Origin of the sequence: Rugamonas rivuli, assembly GCF_009380165.1 — a bacterium.
GTDB classification, from domain to species: domain Bacteria; phylum Pseudomonadota; class Gammaproteobacteria; order Burkholderiales; family Burkholderiaceae_D; genus Rugamonas; species Rugamonas rivuli.
In genome coordinates, this window is sequence record NZ_WHUF01000002.1 from 82,635 (window position 1) to 103,365 (window position 20,731).

Consider the following 20,731-nt stretch of genomic DNA (forward strand, 5'->3'; position numbering starts at 1 on the left):
CAACGCAGATGACATGGCCGTGACAAAACACAAACTATTACGTACTAGTAAGCCCAGAGCGGTCCTGGCTTGCCGTTGACGGTGGCGCCCTCCATCACCACGAACACGCGGCGGCCGTAGAAGAAGGGCAGTCCCCAGTCGAAATAGCTGCCGGCGCCGGTGGCCGCGCCCACCGTGCCGCCGACCTGCGCCGCCGAGATGGTGGATGCCAGTTGCACCAGGTTGGCGACGCTGAAGTTGACGGCGCCGCTGGCGCTGCCGTCGGCGGCGGCGTTGACGGCGCTGAGCGACAGCGTGGCTGCGGGGCAGTAGAAGTCGCCGCCCGAGCAGGTGCGTATCGTGCTGTCGCTGAAGAAGTAGCCGTTGGAGCCGCTGTCGATGAAGCTGGACGCGTAGTTCTTGCCCTTGTAGGTGGTGCTGAAGTCGCCGCTGCTGTTGGTCTTGAACAGCGTTTCGCCGGCGATAGCGTTGTTGGCCTGCGTGTTGACGCCGAAGATCAGCGTGCCGCTCACCGAGCTCAGGCCGGCCGTGCCGACGGCGGGCAGCACCACCAGCACGCCGTTGTTGTTGGCCGCGAACGAGGCCACCGGGTTGCTGACCTGCGACGCCAGCGGCATGCTGCTGGCCGTGCAGCCGTTGGCGGTGCAGGCGTAGTAGGCGCCGCCGACCGCCGACCTGGCGCAGCTGTCGCCGCAATCCTGCTTGAACAGGCCGACGCCGAGTATGCCCTTGGCGCCCATGGCCGCCAGCGTGCCGAGGTTGTTGCCGGCGCTGCTGCAGCTGGACGGCGTGGCCGCGTAGTTGGCGCCGCCGTCGCCGATGACCTGGATGGAAATGCCGGCCGCCTGTTCATCGGCCATGCGCACGTCGGCCTGGCGCACCGCGCCCCAGGTGTAGCCGCTGATGAACTTGCTGCACTCGCCGGCGTCGGCGCCGGACGGGGCGGCGACGGCCGGCAGCTTCAACGCCGCGTCGAGCGGGGCCAGCAGACGCAGGCCGTAGGAGCCGGTGTCGAGCAGCACGTGGTCGATGGTCTGGCAGGTGCTGGTGCCGGGCCGGCACACCGTCACGCTGACGTAGGGGATGTTGATCGCGCCGTTGACGCCGGTCGGGCCGCTGTCGACGATGATGGCGGTGCTGTTGCTCAGCGGCGCGGTCACGCTCAGCGCGGCGCTGGCATTGACGTTGCCGCCGTCGCCGCTGCAGGACAGGTTGTAGACAAAGTTGCCGGCCGCGTTGGGCACGATGTTGACCGAGCCCGATGTCGCCTTGGCGCCGCTCCACGCGCCGCTGGCGGTGCAACTGCCGGCGTTGGCCGACGACCAGCTCAGCACCGAACTCTGCGCCGTGGTGATGCTGGCCGGCGCCAGCGTGAGGTTGACGCTGGGCGAGGGCGGCGGCGTGCTGACGACCACGCTGGTGGTCTTGCTGACGCCGCTGCAAGTGACGGTGTAGTAGGCGGTGCCGGCCGCGCCCGCCGTGACGGTCTGCGTGCCGCTGTTGTCCAGCGCGCCGCTCCAGGCGCCGGACGCTGTGCAGCCGTTGGTGCTGGGATTGCTGACGCTCCAGCTCAGCGTGACGACCTGGCCGACGGTGGTGGCGGTCGGCGTGGCGCTGATGCTGACCACCGGCGTGACGGCGGCGGCTGCTTGCGTGGTGGCGGTGCTGGCGGCGGTGCTGCTGTCGCCGCCGCCGCCGCCGCAGGCGCTGAGCAACAAGGCCAGCAGCGCCGCGCCGGCGCGATGCCGCAGACGGCCGGAGGCAAGGGACGTTGGCATGCGCGGCTCCCTATTCGATGACGCTGGTGTCGAAGCCGGCCGGCAGCGTGCCCGGTATCCACGCATGGCCTGCATAGGCGCGCATGTGGCCGCCGGAGACGATCACCACGTCCTGCTGCTCGACCGCCAGTTGCGAATGGCCGGCCTTGGGACGCTTGGCGGCGGTGCTGGTCAGCACCGCGAACTTGTCGCCCAGCAGGGTGCGCAGGTCGGGCAGGGCGGGGCCGTTCCAGCTGACGGCGAACACCACGCCCTCGGCGTTCATGTATTCGCGCACCACGGTGCCGCTGTCGAGCGTGCTCTGGCTGACGGTGTAGACCGCCGTGCCGCCGGCGCCGGCCGTAGCCAGCGCGCGCGCGCCCTGGCGGACGGGCGCCGTGCCGAAGTTGGACGGGGAACTGCCCAGCGCCGCATAGGCGAGCGCGCCTTGCAGCAGGGAGAGTAACAACATGAGTAAGAATGCCCGGCGCATAGCCCGCTCCTGTGCCTAAGATGCAGGCAGTGTAGAACGGCATCGGGTTGGATGGCGTTAGCGAGATGTAAGCAAACGTTACGCGCCGGCGGAAACGAAAACGGCGCCCGCAGGCGCCGTCGATGCTCACCGCAGCAAGCTTAGAACTTGACGTACAGGCGGCCGAAGTAGGACGCGCCGTTCAGGCCGAACTGCACGCTTTCATACTTGAAACCGTTGTCGGTCTGGTCCGGGTTCTGCGTGGTCGGCTTGACGTTGAAGATGTTGTTGCCGCCGAAGGTGAACTTCATGTTTTTGTTGATGGTGTAGGTGAAGCTCAGGTCGGCCGAGGTCTTCGACTCGTAGTGCTGGTTAGGCACGCCGGCTGCCGTACCGTCGAAGGTGCCCAGCGTTTGCGGACCGAAGTGGATGATCTTCAGATCGCTTTCCCACGGGCCAGTCACGTAGTCGAAGCCCAGCGTGGCCTTCGAACGCGGCGCGCCTTGCTCGATGTACAGGCGCTCCTTCTCCGACAGTAGCACGTCCTCGAAGCCTTTCAGCGATGCCGGCGCATGGATGCCGGTCACTTCCGTCTTGCTGACGTTGAGCGCCAGGAAGGTGGTCAGCTTGTTGGGACCGAAGTTGGTCTTGTGCGACGCGGTCAGGTCCAGGCCCTGGGTCTTGGTGTCGACCGAGTTGACGAAGAACTGCGCTTCGCCCACGCCCAGCTTGGCCAGGCGCTCGGCCAGGGCTGGATAGGTGTCGGCATTGAAGCGGCCGGACAGCACGATGCGGTCCTTGATCTTGATGTTGTACAGGTCGGCGGTGACGGAGACGGCGGCGTTCGGCGTCCAGGTCGAGCCCAGCGTGAAGCTGGTCGATTTCTCTTCCTTCAGCTTCGGAATGCCGGCCTCGTTGGCGACGGCGCCACCGTTCGGCGCCAGCACCACGTCGGTGGCCACGCCGCCGATGAAGTCGGTGAAGGTGGACGAGAAATACACCTGCTGCAGCGACGGCGCGCGGAAGCCGGTACTGGCCGAGCCGCGCAGCAGCACGCTGTCGGCCACGCGCAGGCTGCCGGCCAGCTTGCCGGTGACGGTCGAGCCGAAGTCGCTGAACTTCTCGTAGCGCACCGCGCCCTGCAGCTTGACGGTCTTGCTCAGGTCAGCTTCCAGGTCGAGGTAGGCGGCGGTGCTGTGGCGCTTGGCGTTGACCTGGTCGCCCGGCTGGAAGCCGGGGAAGCCCTGGCTGCCGGCGTTGCCGCCGAAGCCGATGCCGTCGACGTCGTTGTACGAGCCCGGTTCGCCGGCGAAGATCTTGTAGTTCTCGCTGCGGTACTCGCCGCCGAAGGCGACGTTCAGGCCGTCACCAATGAGGCCGTCGTAGTAGTGGTTCAGGTCGAGGTTGGTGGTCAGCTGCTGGAACGAGAAACCGCCGGCGTCGAAGCGGTCCGGGCTGATGCCCTTGCCGCCGCTCAGCAGATCCTTGTTGGCGATCGATGCGTTGATCGTGTGGCTGATGTTGTACTTCATCTTGTTGTAGCCGTAGGTCTGCGACACGTCCATATTCCAGTCGCCTACCGTGCCGCGATGGCCGACGGTCGCATAACGGTCGTCGATGTCGGCGTTGATGAACGGCACGAAGCCGTTCGGGTACATGGCGGCCGAGTTGCGGCTCGGGATGTCGTCGGAACCGACGCCGCCGCGCGCGAACGCGGCGCTCGATGCATCGCGGGTCTGGGCGCCGGCGGTGAAGTAGAGCTTGCCGGTGCCGGTGGTCGGCAGTTCGCCGTTCAGGTACAGCGACTGGTTCTTGGTCTTGGTGTCGCCGATGATGCGCGGGTTGCCGGCGTCGGCGCGGTTGGAGCGGCCACGGTCCAGGTACTCGCCGGTGATGCCGAGCACGCCGCCGCTGCCGATCTCGAAGCCGCAGTAGGCCGAGGTCAGGTAGTTCTTGCCGTCGCGCTTGGAGTATTCGCTGAAGCCGGCGATGGCTTCGCAGCCCTTGCTCTTTTTCAGGCCGATGTCGATCACGCCGGCGATGGCGTCCGAGCCGTACTGGGCGGCGGCGCCGTCGCGCAGCACCTGCACGTCCTTGATCGCCAGCAGCGGAATGGTGTTCATGTCGGTGCCGGTGTTGCCGCGGTTGCGGGCGCCGAACAGGTTGACCAGGGCGGTGGTGTGGCGGCGCTTGCCGTTGACCAGCACCAGGGTCTGGTCGGAGCCGAGGCCGCGCAGCGCGGCGGAGTCGACCAGGTCGGCGCCGTCGGAGCCGCTCTGGCGGGTCGAGTTGAACGATGGCGAGATATAGGTCAGCGTTTGTGCCAGGTCGAACTGGCCGCCTTGTTCTGTGCTCTTGCTCATCGGGATGATATCGACCGGCACGACGGTGTCGGTGGATGACGTGGTCGCGCGGCGCGAACCGACCACGCTGACCGACTGTATCTGGGTTTCCTGCTTGGCTTCGGGGGCGGTCTGCGCGAAGGCGGAGGGGGCGAAGCTCAGGGCTGCTGCGCCGTACAGGCTGAGCAGTACGGCATGACGTAAAGGCGTGGTGGCGAACAAGTTTTCTCTCCCGTGAAAAATCTGATTCTAGTCAAATAGTTCATAAGGAAATGATTTTTCTGACAATTTTGCAGCCAAACTTTATTTACTGTTGTTTTTGTCGCGCCGGCCCTGCGTAGTCCTACGTAGGGCCATAGTTTTAGCCAATAAATTCGCTGGCGTTGCCTATTGCACTAGGCCGCTGGTGACATTTTAATGATTTTGCTTTGCGGAAAATATGTACTATGGTCCCGATCCCAACCACATCGGCCATCCAAGGAGCGGAATGATGAAACGTGCGCTTGCTCTCGTTCTTTCAGGCCTCGTCATGGCCTGCGCCTTTGGCCAGGGCAATCCTGCTCGCGGCGTGCGTCGCCCGCCTAAACTTCAGCTCTTCCATGAAGTCAACCTTTCAACTTTTTGGCATCAGGCGATTATTCGCCAACTGGCATTCAGCCCTGACTCCCAGTACGTGGCCGTGAAGCTTGATCCGGTGCTGGGGACAACGGAGCTGGTGATTGTCGAGGTGCTCACCGGGAAAAAAATATCCACCCTGCGTTCTCCGGAATACCTGGGGATGTCTCAGAACGACAGGGTGCAGTGGCTTGATAACCAGGTGGTTTTTCTTGGCTCATACTATCGATGGAATGCGCTGTCTGGAGAACGGCTTGCAGATGCGCCAGTGGTCGGCTGGCAGGCCATATTCAATCAAGACCGCACTCAACTTGCCACGGTGGAGAACGTACTGGGTACGCCTTCGTATCTTCATGTTTATGATACGAAAACCTGGTCCGACAAAAAAATATACGCGGATGGTCTGTCGATTGGAACGATTGCATGGACCTCAGACGATCATCTCGTCATGAGCGTAGGCGTAACGCGAAAATCGATGGGGAAGACTATCGCCGGGCACCAGATCGGCCGCGGTCCTGACGTAGGTCCTGACGTAGCACTACTTCTATTCGATCCCCAAAGCCAGCAGTTCATCAAGTCGCTTTGGTTCCCGGCCCGCGCAAGGAAAACCGCCAAGGGGATAGAGTGGGATATATCCGCTGACTTAATGCTAGGGATTTCCTGCTTCGGTTCCAACAGCGTCACATTGAGCGTCAACAAAATTCTGGATGGACGCACGTTCGACATCAAGCAGTTTTATTCGGACCAGCAGGTCAAGTCGAATTCCGTTGCGATGGTAGGTGGCCAGGCATGTTCGGCGGACGGGCGGTTTTTATTCATTAAGGATGTCGATAGTTGGGATGGCCGTCATAAGGCGTCCAATAGCATCATCGACCTGGCTTTATCCAGGCAAGTCGCGAGCTTTCCAGGCGGGAAGGAGGAAATCGCAAGCAGTGAGAACGGGCAGTTTTTGGCTTTTGGCGGCAAAAAAGGTATCTCAATCTTCCTCTTGAATGGAGAGTAGGGTGTATTATACTGTATAAAAACACAGTATAAAATCATGAGTACATCCTCTGTGCAGGGTTTGCCGGCTTATGCCGAGCTGTTCTGCCTGACTAATTTTTCCTTCCTTCAGGGCGCGTCCAGCGCCGAGGAACTGGTCGCGCGCGCCGTGCAGCTGGATTATGCCGGCCTGGCGATTACCGACGAATGCTCGCTGGCCGGCGTAGTGCGCGCTCACGCCCAGGCCAAGGCTGCCGGGCTGCCGCTGCTGATCGGTAGCCATTTCCACCTGAAGAACCCGGACGGCAGCCCGGCCCTGTCGCTGATCGCCCTGGCGCAGGACCGCGAAGGCTACGGCAATCTCTGCGAGCTCATCACGATAGGGCGCAACCGCGTCGCCAAGGGCAGCTATCTGCTCACGCCGGCCGACCTGGCCGCACCGCCGCCCACTCATGCACACCTGAAGGGCTTGCCAGGCTGCCTGATGATCTTGCTGCCGCATTACCCGGCCTTCCAGCCGGACGATGTCGACCGTCTGCACGCGCAGGCGGCGTGGATGGAGGCCAACTTCCCCGGCCGCAGCTGGATGGGGCTGAGCCTGTTGCAGCGTGCCTTCGACGAGGCGCACCGCCTCAGCATCGACGAGGTGGCTTTGCAGCACGGCATGCGGGTGGTGGCGGTCGGGCAGGTCTGCATGCATGTGCGCTCGCGCAAGCCCTTGCATGACACCCTGTGCGCGGTGCGCGTCGGCAAGCCTGTGGGGGAGTGCGGCTATGCGCTGGCGCAGAACGCCGAACAGCATCTGCGCTCGCGGTTGCGGCTGGCGAACCTGTATCCGCCGCAGGCTCTGGCGGAAACGTTGAGCATCATGCGGCAGTGCAGCTTCAACCTCAACCAGCTGCGCTACGAATACCCGCGTGAGCTGGTGCCGCAAGGCCAGACGCCGGCCAGCTATCTGCGGCAGGAAGTATATGCCGGCGCGCAGGGGCGCTTTCCGGCGGGCCTGTCCGTCAAGGTGCGCGGCCAGATCGAGAAGGAGCTGGAACTGATTGCCGAGCTGGAGTACGAGCCTTACTTCCTGACGGTCTACGATATCGTCCGTTTCGCCCGCTCGCAGGGCATCCTGTGCCAGGGCAGGGGATCGGCGGCCAACTCGGTGGTCTGCTATTGCCTCGGCGTGACCGAGGTCGATCCCGAACGCAGCAATATGCTGACCGGGCGCTTCATCTCCAGGGAGCGCAACGAGCCGCCCGATATCGATGTCGACTTCGAGCACCAGCGGCGCGAGGAGGTGATCCAGTACATCTACAAAAAATACGGCGCGGACCGTGCCGCGCTGGCGGCCGTGGTCATCAGCTACCGTCCGAAGAGCGCATTGCGCGACAGCGGCAAGGCGCTGGGCGTGGACCTGGCCATCGTCGAGAAGGTGGCCAAGGCGCACCACTGGTTCGACAGCCGCAACGACCTGCTGGGCCGGCTGGCCGAGTGCGGACTGGACCCGGAGTCGCAACTGGCGCAGCAATGGGCCGCGCTGGCGATCAGCCTGCTGGGCTTCCCGCGCCATCTGTCGCAGCATCCGGGCGGCTTCGTCATCTCGCACGACAAGCTGTCGCGGCTGGTGCCGATCGAGGCCGCCACGATGGAAGGACGCTGCGTCATTCAATGGGACAAGGACGATCTGGAAGAACTGGGCCTGATGAAAGTGGATGTGCTGGCGCTGGGCATGTTGTCGGCGCTGCGGCGCGCGCTGGACCTGGTGGGCGCGCAACGCGGCGAGCCGTTCCGCATGCAGGACATTCCCAAGGAAGACCCCGCCACCTATGACATGATGTGCGAGGCCGACACCATCGGCGTGTTCCAGATCGAATCGCGCGCGCAGATGAGCATGCTGCCGCGCCTGCGTCCCCGGAAGTTTTACGATCTGGTGATCGAAGTGGCGATCGTGCGGCCGGGGCCGATACAGGGCGGCATGGTGCATCCGTATCTGCAGCGGCGCATGCACCCCAAGCTGATCGATTCTCCGCCGGGGCTGGACGAGGCGCTGAAGCGCACGCTCGGCGTGCCGATCTTTCAGGAACAGGTCATGCAGGTCGCCATCATTGCCGCCGGCTTCACCGAGGGTGAGGCCGACCAGTTGCGGCGGGCAATGGCCGCCTGGAAGCGCAAGGGCGGCGTCGATAAGTACCAGCAAAAAATTATGGATGGCATGAGGCAGCGCGGTTACGAGGAGGCGTTCGCGGCGGCCATCTGCGAACAGATCAAAGGCTTCGGCGAATATGGCTTCCCCGAATCGCACGCCGCCAGCTTCGCGCTGCTGACCTATGCCAGTTCCTGGCTCAAGTGCCACGAGCCGGCCGCCTTTCTGTGCGCGCTGTTGAACAGCCAGCCTATGGGTTTCTACACCCCGTCGCAACTGGTACAGGACGCCAAACGCCACGGCGTGCAGGTACGCGAGATCGACGTCACCATCAGCGGCTGGGATACCTCACTGGAAGAACGTGTAGGCAAGCGCAGCCAGCCGGCGGTGCGCCTGGGCCTGTCGCTGCTGAAGGGCATGCGCGCCGAAGCGGCCGCGCGCATCGAGCAGGCGCGGGCCGAGCGCCCCTACGCCAGCGTGGCCGACATGGCGCGGCGCGCGGACCTGGAGCGCCACGACCTGCAAGTGCTGGCCGCCGGCAACGCCCTGCAGCAGCTGTCGGGCAACCGCAGGCAAGCCTTGTGGCAGGCGGTCGGCGCCGTGCCGGACAAGGATCTGCTGCGCCCGACCATGCCGGACGAAGACATTCCCGTGCTGAAACCGCCGACGGAAGGCGAGGAAATCCTGGGCGATTACCGCTCGCACGGCCTGACGCTGGGCCGCCATCCGCTGGCGCTGCTGCGCGCCAGGCTGCTGGAGCACCGCTTCCTGCCGGCCGCCACGCTCAACACCTACACCAACGGCATGCTGGCGCGCGCCTGCGGCATGGTGACGGTGCGACAGCGCCCCGGCACGGCCAAGGGCGTGCTGTTCATCACCATCGAGGACGAGACCGGCAACGTCAACGTCATCATCTGGCCGACGCTGGTCGAGCAGCAGCGGCGCGAGGTATTGAGCGCGCCGCTGCTGGGTGTGTATGGCGTCTGGCAGCAGGAGGGCGTGGTGCGCCACCTGGTCGCCAAGCGGCTGGTCGACATGTCCCACCTGCTGGGACGGCTGCCGACCATCAGCCGGGATTTCTGCTAGCGCCGCTGCGCGTCGTGCTGGCTGCCGGTGGCGTAGTAGGTGTGGATCTGGCTGGCCCAGGTCTGGTTGGCCATGTTCGGCCAGTGGTCGCTGTCGAAGCCGGGCGCGTTTTCGATGCGCTCCTTCTCCAGGTTCAGCGTGAAGCGCTTGTTGATGGTGTCCAGCGTCAGCGCCTCCCAAGGCACGGCGAACAGTTTTTCGCCGAGCGTGAACACGCCGCCGTACGACATCACCGCATAGGCGATGTTGCCGGTGCGCATGTCGAGCATGATTTCCTTGATCTCGCCCAGGTGCTCGTCCTTCAGATTGTGCACATGGTTGCCGATCAGCGTGTCGGCGCCCATCAGTTCCGGACCGGGGCCTTTATGGCCGTTGTCCACATACATGCCCAAGGCATCGAGTTCTTCGTAGTTCATCATGACCTCCCTGTTTGATTGAGTTGTCATTTTTGCCTGCCCACGGACGGCGGTCTGTACGGTGAAACACCGTGCTGACGGATAGGCAAGCTGGCTATTTTTGCACTTTCCCTCATAGGCGTTTCCCGCCCGGTTGAGGATTTTTCCGGGCAGGAAGGTGAAGAATCGGACGTTTTAGGGTATAATTTCAATTTCCCGCACGTGCCGTTCGGCACCATCTGCAATGACCAAATTTGTCTTCGTCACTGGCGGCGTCGTGTCTTCCCTTGGTAAAGGGATTGCCGCCGCCTCTCTCGCCGCGATCCTCGAATCGCGCGGCCTCAAAGTCACCATGCTCAAGCTCGACCCGTACATCAACGTCGATCCTGGCACGATGAGCCCTATGCAGCACGGTGAAGTATTCGTCACCGACGACGGGGCCGAAACCGACCTCGACCTCGGCCACTACGAGCGCTTCATCTCCACCCGCATGAAAAAGGTGAACAACTTCACCACCGGCCAGATCTACGAATCGGTGATCCGCAAGGAACGCCGCGGCGAGTACCTGGGCAAGACCGTGCAGGTCATCCCTCACATCACCAACGAAATCCAGGACTACATCCGTCGCGGCGCCGAAGGCTACGACGTGGCCCTGTGCGAAATCGGCGGTACCGTGGGCGATATCGAATCGCTGCCGTTCCTGGAAGCCGCACGTCAGCTGAGCCTGCGCGCTGGCCGCAAGAACACCGCCTTCGTCCACCTGACGCTGGTGCCGTTCATCGCCTCCGCCGGCGAGTTGAAGACCAAGCCTACCCAGCACTCGGTGCAGAAGCTGCGTGAAATCGGCATCTCGCCGAACGCACTGCTGTGCCGCGCCGACCGCGCCATCCCGGAAGACGAACGCGCCAAGATCTCGCTGTTCTCGAACATCGAAGAGCAGGCCGTCATTTCCGTGTGGGACGTCGACACCATCTACAAAGTGCCGCAGATGCTGCACGACCAGGGCCTGGACGCGATCATCTGCGAAGCGCTGGACCTGAACCCGGCCCCTGCCGACCTGTCGGTCTGGAGCCGTTTGATCTACACGCTGGAGCATCCGAAGAGCGAAGTGTCGATCGGCATGGTCGGCAAGTATGTGGAACTGACCGAGTCGTACAAGTCGCTGACCGAAGCGCTGCGCCACGCCGGCATCCACAACGAATCCAAGGTCAACATCGAGTACATCGACTCGGAAGAGATCGAAACCACCGGCTGCGCCGCGCTGGGCAAGTACGACGCCATCCTGGTACCGGGCGGCTTCGGCAAGCGCGGCGTGGAAGGCAAGATCATGGCCGCCCAGTTCGCCCGTGAAAACAAGATCCCTTACCTGGGCATCTGCCTCGGCATGCAGGTGGCGCTGATCGAATACGCCCGCCACAAGGCCGGCCTGACCACCGCCAACTCCACCGAGTTCGACCTGGACACCGCACAGCCTGTGGTCGCCCTGATCGACGAGTGGCAAGGCCAGGACGGCAAGGTCGAGAAGCGCGACGAGAACTCCGACCTGGGCGGCACCATGCGCCTGGGCGCGCAGACCTGCGCCATCAAGCCGGGCACGCTGGCTTCGGAAATCTACGGCGCGGTCGTCACCGAGCGTCACCGTCACCGCTACGAAGCCAACAACCACTACCTGCCGCGCGTTGAAGCGGCCGGCCTGGTGGTCGCGGCGCGTACCCCGACCGAAGACCTGTGCGAAATCATGGAACTGCCGCGTACCGGCGAAAACTCGCACCCTTGGTACATGGGCGTGCAGTACCACCCAGAATTCAAATCGACCCCGCGTGACGGCCATCCGCTGTTCACGTCCTACATCAAGGCAGCACTGGCCCACAAGGCCGCCGGCGGCAACCGCCTGCACGCTGTGACCGATGCACTGCAAGGAGATGCAGCATGAAACTGTGCGGATTTGACGTTGGCCTCGACCAGCCGTTCTTCCTGATCGCCGGCACCTGCGTGATCGAATCGCGCCAGATGGCGTTCGACACCGCCGGCGCGCTGAAGGAAATGACGGCCGCGCTGGGCATCCCGTTCATCTACAAGTCCTCGTTCGACAAGGCCAATCGTTCCTCCGGTACCTCGTACCGTGGTCCGGGCCGCGACAAGGGCCTGGAGATCCTGGGCGACGTCAAGCGCGAACTGGGCGTGCCGGTGCTGACCGACGTGCACTCGATCGACGAAATCGCCGAAGTGTCGGCGGTGGTCGACGTGCTGCAAACCCCGGCCTTCCTCTGCCGCCAGACCGACTTCATCGTCGCCTGCGCCGAGTCCGGCCTGCCGGTCAACATCAAGAAGGGCCAGTTCCTCGCCCCGCACGACATGAAGAACGTCATCGACAAAGCCCGCCTGGCCGCCAAGACCAAGGGCCTGAACGAAGACAACTTCATGGCCTGCGAGCGCGGCGCCTCCTTCGGCTACAACAACCTGGTCTCGGACATGCGTTCGCTGGCCATCATGCGCGAATCGAACTGCCCTGTGGTGTTCGATGCGACCCACTCGGTGCAACTGCCAGGCGGTAATGGCACGTCGTCCGGTGGCATGCGTGAAATGGTGCCGGTGCTGTCGCGCGCGGCCGTGGCGGTCGGCGTGGCCGGCTTGTTCATGGAAACGCATCCCAACCCTGCAGAAGCCCTGTCGGACGGCCCGAACGCCGTACCGCTGGGTCGCATGAAGGAGTTGCTGTCCACGCTGATCGAGCTGGACCGCATCACCAAAAAAGCTGGCTTCCTGGAAAACAGCTTCAACTAATGCAGCATACCTGGCGTACGGGTTTTCGTATGATCGGCCCTCCGGCGCCGGGTACAATTCCCGTTATTTCGTCCGCAACGCGCATCAGAACGCGTAGCGACTTCGCATCGCCTAACTTTGGAGAATGACATGAGTGCTATTGTTGACATTATCGGCCGTGAAATCATCGACTCGCGCGGCAATCCTACCGTCGAATGCGACGTGCTGCTGGAATCCGGCGTCATGGGCCGCGCTGCCGTACCGTCGGGCGCATCGACCGGTTCGCGCGAAGCGATCGAGCTGCGCGACGGCGATCCGAAGCGTTACTTCGGCAAGGGCGTGCTGCAAGCCTGCGAGAACATCAACACCGAAATCTCGGAAGCCATCATGGGCCTGGACGCCAATGAACAAGCTTTCCTGGACCGCACTCTGATCGACCTGGACGGCACCGAAAACAAGGCACGCCTGGGCGCCAACGCCATGCTGGCCGTGTCGATGGCTGTCGCCAAGGCCGCCGCTGAAGAAGCCGGCCTGCCGCTGTACCGCTACTTCGGCGGTTCGGGCGCGATGCAACTGCCAGTGCCGATGATGAACGTGATCAACGGCGGCGCGCACGCCGACAACAACCTGGACATCCAGGAATTCATGATCATTCCAGTCGGCGCACCTTCCTTCAAAGAAGCGGTCCGCTACGGCGCCGAAGTGTTCCACACGCTGAAAAAGATCCTGCACAAGAAGGGTCTGAGCACCGCCGTGGGCGACGAAGGCGGTTTCGCGCCATCGCTGTCCAACCATGAAGAAGCGATCAAGCTGATCATCCAGGCGATCGAAGAAGCCGGCTACGAGCCAGGCACCCAGATCGCCATCGGCCTGGACTGCGCTGCTTCCGAGTTCTACAAGGACGGCAAGTACGAGCTGGAAGGCGAAGGCCTGAGCCTGACCGCCACCGAGTTCACCAACCTGCTGGCGACCTGGTGCGACAAGTACCCGATCATCTCGATCGAAGACGCGATGCACGAAGGCGACTGGGACGGCTGGGCGATCCTGACCAAGGAGTTGGGCAAGAAGATCCAGCTGGTGGGCGACGATCTGTACGTCACCAACACCAAGATCCTGAAAGAAGGCATCGCTAAAGGCATCGCCAACTCGATCCTGATCAAGATTAACCAGATCGGCACCCTGACCGAAACCTTCGCCGCCATCGAAATGGCCAAGCGCGCCGGCTACACCGCCGTGATCTCGCACCGTTCGGGCGAAACCGAAGATTCGACCATCGCCGATATCGCCGTTGGCCTGAACGCCCTGCAGATCAAGACCGGCTCGATGTCGCGTTCGGACCGCATGGCCAAGTACAACCAGCTGCTGCGTATCGAAGAAGATCTGGGCGATATCGCTTCCTACCCAGGCCGCGACGCGTTCTATAATCTGAAGTAATTAAGCAAGCGCGGCCGGATCACTTCCGGCCGCTGTTCACTCCATGCGTCTGATCACCCTCGCACTGGCAGCCCTGCTGCTGTTGATACAGTACCCGCTCTGGCTGGGGAAGGGCGGGTGGCTGCGCGTGAAAGACTTCGAGGCCCAGGTCGACACGGCCCACAAGAAAAACGCGGAACTGATCGCCCGCAACGCCAAGCTCGACTCCGAAGTGCGCGACCTCAAGGACGGCACCGGCGCAGTGGAGGAGCGTGCTCGCTACGAGCTCAGCATGATCAAGCAAAACGAAATCTTCATCCAGATCGTCGGCAAGGGCCAGGCCGCTGCGCTGCCGCCGCTGGCGCCCAAACCTTCCGACAACTGAGCCCCTTCATGGCAATCCGCGCTGGCATACTGCTGATGTTGGCCACGCTTGCTCCGCTGGCACAGAGTGCAGGCGTTTGCACGCCGCTGCGGGTCGGCTATATGGACCAGAACCGGCCGCCCTACTGGATGGGCGAGGGCGAGCAGGTGCCCGAGCCGCCCGGCGCGGCGGTCGACCTGATACGCAACGCGGTCATGGGTTCCGGCTTCAACTGCCTGCCGACGCTGGTGCGGCTGCCGGTGGCGCGCTTGAAGGTGGCGCTGGAGGCGGGCGACATCGACATGACGCCGCTGGCCGAGCAGCCCAGCTATTCCGCCGAGATCGCGCTGCCACGCGACAAAGAGGGCAATATCGACCGCAACCGCGCGCTGCACAATACGCTGGTGGTGCTGGTGCGCGTGAAGGACAAGATCCCGGCCGCTGCCAATCCCAATGACTACTTCCGAGGCAAGGTGCTCGGTTCGCCGCAAGGCAATGCCTACAACGCGCGCCTGCGCGAAGCCGGCCTGACCATCGACGACGGCGCCCGCGACCTGGAGCGCAATATCGAGAAGCTCAAGCTGGGCAGGGTGGACGGCGTGGTGGTCAACCTCGTCAAGCCCGAGCATCTGGCCGTGACGCTGAAACGCTATCGCGGCGTGGTGGTGCAGTTGCCGCAACCCTTGATCAACACGCGGCTGTGGCTGGCGTTCAACGCCGGCTACTACCGCGCCCATCATGACCAGGTCGAAGCGCTGTGGAGCTGGCTGGACTCGCACCGCGGCCGTCTCGGCGACGTCATGCAAAAATACCGCAAGCAGGAGTGAAGCCGTGAGCAATCCTTTGCACCAACTCAGCGCCATCAGCCTGTTCGTCGAAGACGTGGCGGCGGCCAAGGCGTTTTATCTCGATGTGTTCGGCGTGCCGGTGGTGTATGAGGACGAGGTATCGGCCGCGCTCAAGTTCGACAAGCTGATCGTCAACCTGCTGCACGTGGGCAGCGCGCCGGTGATCATCGAGCCCGGCGTGGTGGCGCCGCGCGATGCCGGTTCGCGCTTCCAGATCAGCATCTGGGTGCCGGATGTGGATGCGGTCTGCGCACAGCTGCGGCAGCGCGGTGTCACCATCCTGGCAGGCCCGGTCAACCGCCCCTGGGGCATGCGTACCGCTAACTTCGTCGACCCCGCGGGCCACAGCTGGGAAGTCGCACAACAACTATGAAAAAACGCACCATCTTCGCCATCGGCGCCGGCTACGGTTTGCTGATGCGATTGCTGTTCGCCTATTTCCCGCCGCTGCAACCGTTTGGACAAGAGGCCGCAAGCGGGCCCATGCTCGGTTCCTTCGTCGTCCTGGTGCCGCTGCTGATCGGCATCTACACGGTCTATTCCGCGCGCGGGCAATCGCCGTCGGCCAGCTTTGCCATCGTCGCGCCGTGGGCGCCGCTGTTCGCCTTCGTGGCCGGCACGGCGCTGCTGCTGATCGAGGGATCGATCTGCATCGCCCTGGCTTTCCCGATCTTCATGCTGTTCTCCTCGCTGGGCGGCGTGATCGGCATGATGCTCGGCAAGCTCAACCGGATCAAGACTGGCGCCATGAACGCCTTGCTGATGCTGCCGCTGCTGACCGGTTACGCGGAAACGCATGTGCAGTTGCCGCAGCAGCTCAGCCGCTCGACCGAGTCGGTCCACATCGCCGCCAAGCCGGAGGTGGTGTGGGGGCTGATCAATCACGCGGTCGACATCCAGCCGGCCGAGATGCGCGGCGGCCTGGCCTACGCGATAGGCTTGCCGTATCCGATCGAAGCCGTCACCCAGCCGGTGGCCGGCGGCCGCGTGCGCAAGCTGCGCTGGGCCAAGGATGTGCACTTCGACGAACCGATCACGGCGTGGGAAGAAAACCGCTACATCCAATGGACCTACGATTTCAAGCCGGAGTCGTTCCCGCCCGGCGCGCTGGACGATCACGTGCTGATCGGCGGCCGCTATTTCGACCTGGTCGACACCTCCTACCGCCTCACGCCGGAGGCTGGCGGCACCCGGCTCGACATCGTCGTCAACTACCGCGTCAGCACCAACTTCAACTGGTACGCCGCCTGGTGGGGCAGGGTGCTGGTCGACGATTCGGCGCGCGCCATTCTGCGCTTCTACCAGCGCCGCAGCGAACAGGCCTAACGCACAGGCTTAAGCTAGAATAAGCGCCCATTACGTTATTCGAGTCTGGCTTGAGAGTCTTATTTTTTGTCGCATTGCTGGTGGCTGGCACGGCCGGCGCAGCCACCGTCGGCCCGAAGGCGCACGGCCCGGAAGTGCTGCGCGCACAAGTGCTGCTGGACCGCGCACATTTTTCCACCGGCGAAATGGACGCCGCCTACGGCAGCAATATGCGCCAGGCCATACTCGGCTTCCAGAAGCTGCATCAGTTGCCGCTGACAGGCGTGGTCGATGCTGCCACATGGATCGAGCTGGAGCGCGACCAGGCGCCCGTGCTGGACACTTACACCATCACCGCGCAAGACATTGCCGGTCCCTACACGCCCATCCCGGCCGGCATGATGGCCAAGTCCAAGCTGCCCGCGCTGGGCTATGCCAGCCTGGCCGAAGCGCTGGGCGAACGCTTCCATTGCAGCCCCGATCTGCTGCGCCGCCTCAACCCCGGCAAGTCGCTGAGCCGCGCCGGTACCCGCATCACCGTGCCCAACGTGGCCGCCGCCAAACCGCTGCCGAAAGCCAGCTCCATCCTGGTCGATGCGAAGGACGGCACGCTGACCCTGCTCGACGCGGGCGGCATGCCGTTCGCGCAGTTCCCCGCCAGCACAGGCAGCAAGCACGACCCGCTGCCCGAAGGCCGCTGGCAGGTGCGCGGCGTCGCCACCGATCCCGAATACCGCTACAACCCCAAGCTGTTCTGGGACGCCAAGGCGGGCGATGCCAAGGCTCGCCTGGCGGCCGGCCCCAACAACCCGGTCGGCGTCGCGTGGATAGAACTGAGCAAGGAACACTACGGCATCCACGGCACGCCCGAACCGGGCAAGATCGGCAAGACCCAGTCGCACGGCTGCATCCGCCTCACCAACTGGGACGTGATGACCGTGGTCCGCTCCATCGCGCGCGGTGCGGTGGTGTTATTGCAAGAGTAGTGACATTTCAATAGATTTCCAATAAGAAATTTTTTGTACAATCGGGCCGTCGATTCTTCATGAGAACAATCCACCATGCCCCGCTTACTACTGACCATCACCTTGCTCTGCGCCAGCGCCGCCGGCCACGCGCAAGTCTACAAATGGGCCGACGCCCAAGGCCGCATCCACTACACCGACAACAAGGACGATGCCGGCGACTTGCCCGTCGCCGAGTTGAAGATGAACGGCCAGCCGACCGTGCTGCCGGCGCCGCAAGCCCATGGCCCGACCTGGCAGCAGCGCGACGCCGAGTTCAGGCAACGCCTGCAATACAAGCTGCTGGCGCCCAACTATCGTCCGCGCAAGCCGGCCGCGCCTGCACCCGCCGCAGAACGCCAGACCTGACGATATTCGCGCCCCTCGCCGCCAGCCTGTTTTACAATGGCGGCACAGGAGGTGTTCATGACTATCCATCTTGATCATTTGTTGATACCCGTGCGCGACAAGATCGCGGCGGCAAAGCAGCTGGCGGAACTGCTGGGCGTGCCCTGGTCGGCCACCGGCGTCGGCCCCTTCGCGCCGGTGTTCGTCAGCGACAGCCTGACCATCGACTTCGACCAGTGGCCCGAACCCATCCCGCTACAGCACTATTGCTTCCGCGTGGAGCAGGCGGACTTCGACGCCATCCTCGGCCGCATCAAGGCCGCCGGCATCCCTTATCGCAGCTCGGTGTTTGCGGATAACGACAACCAGGTCGGCAGCTACAACGGCGGCAGCATCGTCTACTGGAACCAGCCCGATGGCCACCAGTGGGAAATCCTGACCGTCAGCTACGCCCGTCCCGAGGCCTGAGCAAAAATACCCGGCGGCGTGTATGCTTGCGGGCCGGGCCCGCGTGTCGCGAGGCCGGTTTTGCGGAGGGAGCGCGGTTGAAAACAATAGGCCTGATAGGCGGCATGAGCTGGGAATCGACGGTACCTTACTACCGCCAGATCAACGAGACGGTGAAGCAGCACCTGGGCGGTCTGCACTCGGCCAAGGTGGTGCTGTACAGCGTGGACTTCCACGAAATCGAACGCCTGCAACACGCCGGCGACTGGGACGCGGCCGGCGCCGTGCTGGCCGATGCGGCGCGTTCGCTGCGCGCGGCCGGCGCGGATTTCCTGGTCTTGTGCACCAACACCATGCACAAGGTGGCGCCCGCCATCGAGGCGGCTGTGGACATCCCGCTGTTCCACATCGCCGACCCGACCGCCGCTGAAATCAAGCACGCCGGCCTGCACAAGATCGGCCTGCTGGGCACGCGCTTCACGATGGAGCAGGCGTTCTACAAGGACCGCCTGCGCGAGCGCCACGGCCTCGACGTGGTGGTGCCGGAGCAGCACGACCGCGACATCGTCCACCGCATCATCTACGAAGAACTGTGTCTGGGCCGCATCGTCGACAGTTCGCGCGACGAGTACCGGCGCATCATCGCCGGCTTGGTGGAGCAGGGCGCGCAGGCTATCATTCTGGGTTGTACCGAAATCTCGCTGCTGGTCGCGCAGCGGGACGCCGCCGTGCCGCTGTTCGACACCACCGCCATCCACGCGCGCAAGGCCGCCGAGTGGGCGCTGGCCCAGGTTTAACTATTGGAGAAAACATGAAATTAATCGGTATGCTGGATTCGCCTTACGTGCGCCGCGTAGCCGTCACGCTGCAGTTGATGGGTGTGCGCTTCGAACATCAATCGCTGTCGGTGTTCAGCACCTACGAGCAATTCCGCCAGATCAATCCGGTGGTCAAGGCGCCGACCCTGGTGGCCGACGACGGCACCGTGCTGATGGACTCGACGCTGATCGTGCAGTACGCGGAAGCGCTGGCCATGCCCGCCAGCCGTCTGACGCCGTCGATGCCGACCGAACTGATGCGCTCGCTGCGCGCGCTGGGGCTGGCGCTGGCCGCCTGCGACAAGGGCGTGCAACTGGTGTACGAGCGCATGGTGCGTCCGGCCGAGAAGCTGCACCAGCCGTGGGTGGACCGCGTCACCGCGCAGATGCTGTCGGCCTTCGATGCGCTGGAAGCCGAACTGCGCGCGCATCCGCTGTCGGTGGCGGCGCTCGATCATGCCGGCGTGATGACGGCCGTGACCTGGCACTTCATGCAGCAGATGTTGCCGGAAGTGGTCGATGCATCCCGCTATCCGCTGCAAGCCGAATTCTCTCGCCAGGCCGAAGCACTGCCTGCCTTCCAGGCCGCGCCGCACGGCGACACCACCTACATCGCATAAACGACATGCCTATTTCCAGTTATCTCAACACCAGCCCCGTCCTGGGCGAAAACATTTATCTGCACGCCTCCGCGCAAGTGATCGGCGACGTGCGCATCGGCCGCGACAGCTCGGTCTGGTGCAATACCGTGCTGCGCGGCGACGTCAACCGCATCGTCATCGGCGAGTGCAGCAATGTGCAGGATTTCGCCATTGGCCACGTCTCGCACAAGAACGCCGCCAAGCCGGACGGCTCGCCGCTGGTCATCGGCGATTACGTGACCATCGGCCACTCGGTGCTGCTGCACGGCTGCACCATCGGCAATGAGTGCCTGATCGGCATGGGCTCCATCATCATGGACGATGTCGTCGTGCAGGACCAGGTGATGGTCGGCGCGGGCAGTCTGGTTTCGCCGGGCAAGGTGCTGGAAAGCGGCCACCTCTACGTTGGCCGCCCGGCGCAGAAGGTCAGGGCGCTGACCGCCGAAGAAATCGCTTATCTGAAATATTCGGCGGAGCACTATGTCCGCGTGAAGAACAACTACCTGGCGGCTTGATAGTCATCGGGCCGCAGTTTCTGGCTGGCCCAATAGCCATAGTCGACGTCGATGTTTTCCAGCAGCGCCACGAAGTTGGTGGCCTGGCTGGTCAGCAGGTCGGCCGACTGCGACATCAGGTTGCTCTGCTTCTCCACCAGCTTGGACATGGTGTTGGCTTGCCGCAGCTGTCCATAATCTTCGATCAGGATGGCGCAGCCTTTGTGCCAGTTCTCATTCTGCGCGTGCAGGCGCTGCATGATGGCGGCCTGCAGCTGCGTCCACTCGCTCCAGACGACCGGATCCCAGAGCCGCGCTGCCAGCGCCAGCGACACGGTGCTGTTGTTGATCAGGTGCGCGGCGTCTTTTTGCACCAGCCTTTGCGCGGTCATGGCATGCGCCAGCGGTGCGATCGCATTCGACGCGATGGCTGCGGATTCGGCGACGAGGCCCGATGAGTCGAGGGCGTTCACGCGGGTCGTGATGGGAAATTTGCTCATT

Annotated in this window: 20 protein-coding genes; 15 read left to right on the forward strand and 5 right to left on the reverse strand. The window is 63.6% G+C overall.

Annotated features, from left to right (window positions below; translation table 11 throughout):
- Positions 1–44 precede the first annotated feature (44 nt).
- The 3 genes from GEV01_RS05545 to GEV01_RS05555 all read right to left on the reverse strand — a co-directional run bounded on the left by GEV01_RS05545 (position 45) and on the right by GEV01_RS05555 (position 4,793).
- A complete protein-coding gene (locus GEV01_RS05545; RefSeq protein WP_152802468.1) occupies positions 45–1,778 on the reverse strand; it encodes a DUF3443 domain-containing protein in 1,734 nt (577 codons plus the stop codon).
- A 10-nt stretch (positions 1,779–1,788) separates the two neighbouring features.
- Positions 1,789–2,229, reverse strand: a complete 441-nt coding sequence (locus GEV01_RS05550; protein WP_235914254.1) for a DUF2844 domain-containing protein — start codon at positions 2,227–2,229, stop codon at positions 1,789–1,791.
- A 161-nt stretch (positions 2,230–2,390) separates the two neighbouring features.
- Positions 2,391–4,793: a TonB-dependent receptor plug domain-containing protein gene (locus tag GEV01_RS05555; protein WP_152802472.1), complete on the reverse strand. Its 2,403-nt coding sequence runs from the start codon at positions 4,791–4,793 to the stop codon at positions 2,391–2,393.
- Between the two features lie 268 nt (positions 4,794–5,061).
- Here GEV01_RS05555 and GEV01_RS05560 point away from each other — a divergent pair, with 268 nt between their 5' ends.
- Positions 5,062–6,189 carry a WD40 repeat domain-containing protein gene (locus GEV01_RS05560; RefSeq protein ID WP_175022949.1) on the forward strand — a complete coding sequence of 376 codons (1,128 nt, stop codon included), beginning with the start codon at positions 5,062–5,064 and terminating at the stop codon, positions 6,187–6,189.
- A 36-nt stretch (positions 6,190–6,225) separates the two neighbouring features.
- Positions 6,226–9,390, forward strand: a complete 3,165-nt coding sequence (locus tag GEV01_RS05565; protein WP_152802476.1) for an error-prone DNA polymerase — start codon at positions 6,226–6,228, stop codon at positions 9,388–9,390.
- On the opposite strand, the gene GEV01_RS05570 is transcribed toward GEV01_RS05565, so the two are convergent.
- Positions 9,387–9,806 carry a PRC-barrel domain-containing protein gene (locus tag GEV01_RS05570; protein ID WP_152803950.1) on the reverse strand — a complete coding sequence of 140 codons (420 nt, stop codon included), beginning with the start codon at positions 9,804–9,806 and terminating at the stop codon, positions 9,387–9,389. The genes GEV01_RS05565 and GEV01_RS05570 overlap by 4 nt on opposite strands.
- 223 nt (positions 9,807–10,029) lie before the next feature.
- On the opposite strand from GEV01_RS05570, the gene GEV01_RS05575 reads away from it, so the two are divergent.
- From GEV01_RS05575 to GEV01_RS05635, 13 genes are all read left to right on the forward strand, one after another.
- Positions 10,030–11,718, forward strand: a complete 1,689-nt coding sequence (locus tag GEV01_RS05575; RefSeq protein WP_152802478.1) for a CTP synthase — start codon at positions 10,030–10,032, stop codon at positions 11,716–11,718.
- Complete coding sequence (gene kdsA, locus GEV01_RS05580) at positions 11,715–12,569, forward strand: 3-deoxy-8-phosphooctulonate synthase (RefSeq protein ID WP_152802480.1); 855 nt, start codon at positions 11,715–11,717, stop codon at positions 12,567–12,569. Before GEV01_RS05575 ends, kdsA begins: the two co-directional genes overlap by 4 nt.
- Positions 12,570–12,698: 129 nt before the next feature.
- Positions 12,699–13,982 (forward strand): phosphopyruvate hydratase, encoded by a 1,284-nt coding sequence (eno, locus tag GEV01_RS05585; protein WP_152802482.1) that lies wholly within the window; start codon positions 12,699–12,701, stop codon positions 13,980–13,982.
- A 43-nt stretch (positions 13,983–14,025) separates the two neighbouring features.
- The gene (ftsB, locus tag GEV01_RS05590; RefSeq protein ID WP_008451141.1) at positions 14,026–14,346 is read left to right on the forward strand and encodes a cell division protein FtsB; all 321 of its coding nucleotides are present in this window, start codon (positions 14,026–14,028) and stop codon (positions 14,344–14,346) included.
- Positions 14,347–14,354: 8 nt separating this feature from the next.
- Positions 14,355–15,152: a type 2 periplasmic-binding domain-containing protein gene (locus GEV01_RS05595; RefSeq protein ID WP_152802484.1), complete on the forward strand. Its 798-nt coding sequence runs from the start codon at positions 14,355–14,357 to the stop codon at positions 15,150–15,152.
- 4 nt (positions 15,153–15,156) lie between these two features.
- Positions 15,157–15,546, forward strand: a complete 390-nt coding sequence (locus tag GEV01_RS05600; RefSeq protein WP_328595445.1) for a VOC family protein — start codon at positions 15,157–15,159, stop codon at positions 15,544–15,546.
- Positions 15,543–16,499 carry an SRPBCC family protein gene (locus tag GEV01_RS05605; RefSeq protein ID WP_235914255.1) on the forward strand — a complete coding sequence of 319 codons (957 nt, stop codon included), beginning with the start codon at positions 15,543–15,545 and terminating at the stop codon, positions 16,497–16,499. Before GEV01_RS05600 ends, GEV01_RS05605 begins: the two co-directional genes overlap by 4 nt.
- A 50-nt stretch (positions 16,500–16,549) precedes the next feature.
- The gene (locus tag GEV01_RS05610) at positions 16,550–17,464 is read left to right on the forward strand and encodes a L,D-transpeptidase family protein (RefSeq protein WP_152802487.1); all 915 of its coding nucleotides are present in this window, start codon (positions 16,550–16,552) and stop codon (positions 17,462–17,464) included.
- Positions 17,465–17,539: 75 nt separating this feature from the next.
- Positions 17,540–17,851: a DUF4124 domain-containing protein gene (locus tag GEV01_RS05615; protein WP_152802489.1), complete on the forward strand. Its 312-nt coding sequence runs from the start codon at positions 17,540–17,542 to the stop codon at positions 17,849–17,851.
- Between the two features lie 57 nt (positions 17,852–17,908).
- Positions 17,909–18,298 (forward strand): VOC family protein, encoded by a 390-nt coding sequence (locus tag GEV01_RS05620; protein ID WP_070357862.1) that lies wholly within the window; start codon positions 17,909–17,911, stop codon positions 18,296–18,298.
- A 77-nt stretch (positions 18,299–18,375) separates the two neighbouring features.
- A complete protein-coding gene (locus GEV01_RS05625; RefSeq protein WP_152802491.1) occupies positions 18,376–19,074 on the forward strand; it encodes an aspartate/glutamate racemase family protein in 699 nt (232 codons plus the stop codon).
- 14 nt (positions 19,075–19,088) lie between these two features.
- Positions 19,089–19,715, forward strand: coding sequence for a glutathione S-transferase family protein (locus GEV01_RS05630; RefSeq protein WP_152802493.1), 627 nt, complete (start codon positions 19,089–19,091; stop codon positions 19,713–19,715).
- 5 nt (positions 19,716–19,720) lie between these two features.
- Positions 19,721–20,251 carry a gamma carbonic anhydrase family protein gene (locus GEV01_RS05635; RefSeq protein ID WP_152802495.1) on the forward strand — a complete coding sequence of 177 codons (531 nt, stop codon included), beginning with the start codon at positions 19,721–19,723 and terminating at the stop codon, positions 20,249–20,251.
- Here GEV01_RS05635 and GEV01_RS05640 read toward each other — a convergent pair.
- Positions 20,236–20,730: a hypothetical protein gene (locus tag GEV01_RS05640; protein WP_152802497.1), complete on the reverse strand. Its 495-nt coding sequence runs from the start codon at positions 20,728–20,730 to the stop codon at positions 20,236–20,238. The two genes, GEV01_RS05635 and GEV01_RS05640, sit on opposite strands and share 16 nt — an antisense overlap.
- Between the last annotated feature and the right edge of the window lies 1 nt (position 20,731).

Coding starts and splice junctions, on each gene's coding strand:
- GEV01_RS05550 (WP_235914254.1), bottom strand. CDS start 2,229: ATGTTGTTACTCTCCCTGCTGCAAGGCGCGCTCGCCTATGCGGCGCTG.
- kdsA (WP_152802480.1), top strand. CDS start 11,715: ATGAAACTGTGCGGATTTGACGTTGGCCTCGACCAGCCGTTCTTCCTG.
- GEV01_RS05615 (WP_152802489.1), top strand. CDS start 17,540: ATGCCCCGCTTACTACTGACCATCACCTTGCTCTGCGCCAGCGCCGCC.
- GEV01_RS05605 (WP_235914255.1), top strand. CDS start 15,543: ATGAAAAAACGCACCATCTTCGCCATCGGCGCCGGCTACGGTTTGCTG.
- GEV01_RS05640 (WP_152802497.1), bottom strand. CDS start 20,730: ATGAGCAAATTTCCCATCACGACCCGCGTGAACGCCCTCGACTCATCG.
- GEV01_RS05635 (WP_152802495.1), top strand. CDS start 19,721: ATGCCTATTTCCAGTTATCTCAACACCAGCCCCGTCCTGGGCGAAAAC.
- ftsB (WP_008451141.1), top strand. CDS start 14,026: ATGCGTCTGATCACCCTCGCACTGGCAGCCCTGCTGCTGTTGATACAG.
- GEV01_RS05620 (WP_070357862.1), top strand. CDS start 17,909: ATGACTATCCATCTTGATCATTTGTTGATACCCGTGCGCGACAAGATC.
- GEV01_RS05575 (WP_152802478.1), top strand. CDS start 10,030: ATGACCAAATTTGTCTTCGTCACTGGCGGCGTCGTGTCTTCCCTTGGT.
- GEV01_RS05565 (WP_152802476.1), top strand. CDS start 6,226: ATGAGTACATCCTCTGTGCAGGGTTTGCCGGCTTATGCCGAGCTGTTC.
- GEV01_RS05595 (WP_152802484.1), top strand. CDS start 14,355: ATGGCAATCCGCGCTGGCATACTGCTGATGTTGGCCACGCTTGCTCCG.
- GEV01_RS05630 (WP_152802493.1), top strand. CDS start 19,089: ATGAAATTAATCGGTATGCTGGATTCGCCTTACGTGCGCCGCGTAGCC.
- GEV01_RS05560 (WP_175022949.1), top strand. CDS start 5,062: ATGAAACGTGCGCTTGCTCTCGTTCTTTCAGGCCTCGTCATGGCCTGC.
- GEV01_RS05570 (WP_152803950.1), bottom strand. CDS start 9,806: ATGAACTACGAAGAACTCGATGCCTTGGGCATGTATGTGGACAACGGC.
- GEV01_RS05545 (WP_152802468.1), bottom strand. CDS start 1,778: ATGCCAACGTCCCTTGCCTCCGGCCGTCTGCGGCATCGCGCCGGCGCG.
- eno (WP_152802482.1), top strand. CDS start 12,699: ATGAGTGCTATTGTTGACATTATCGGCCGTGAAATCATCGACTCGCGC.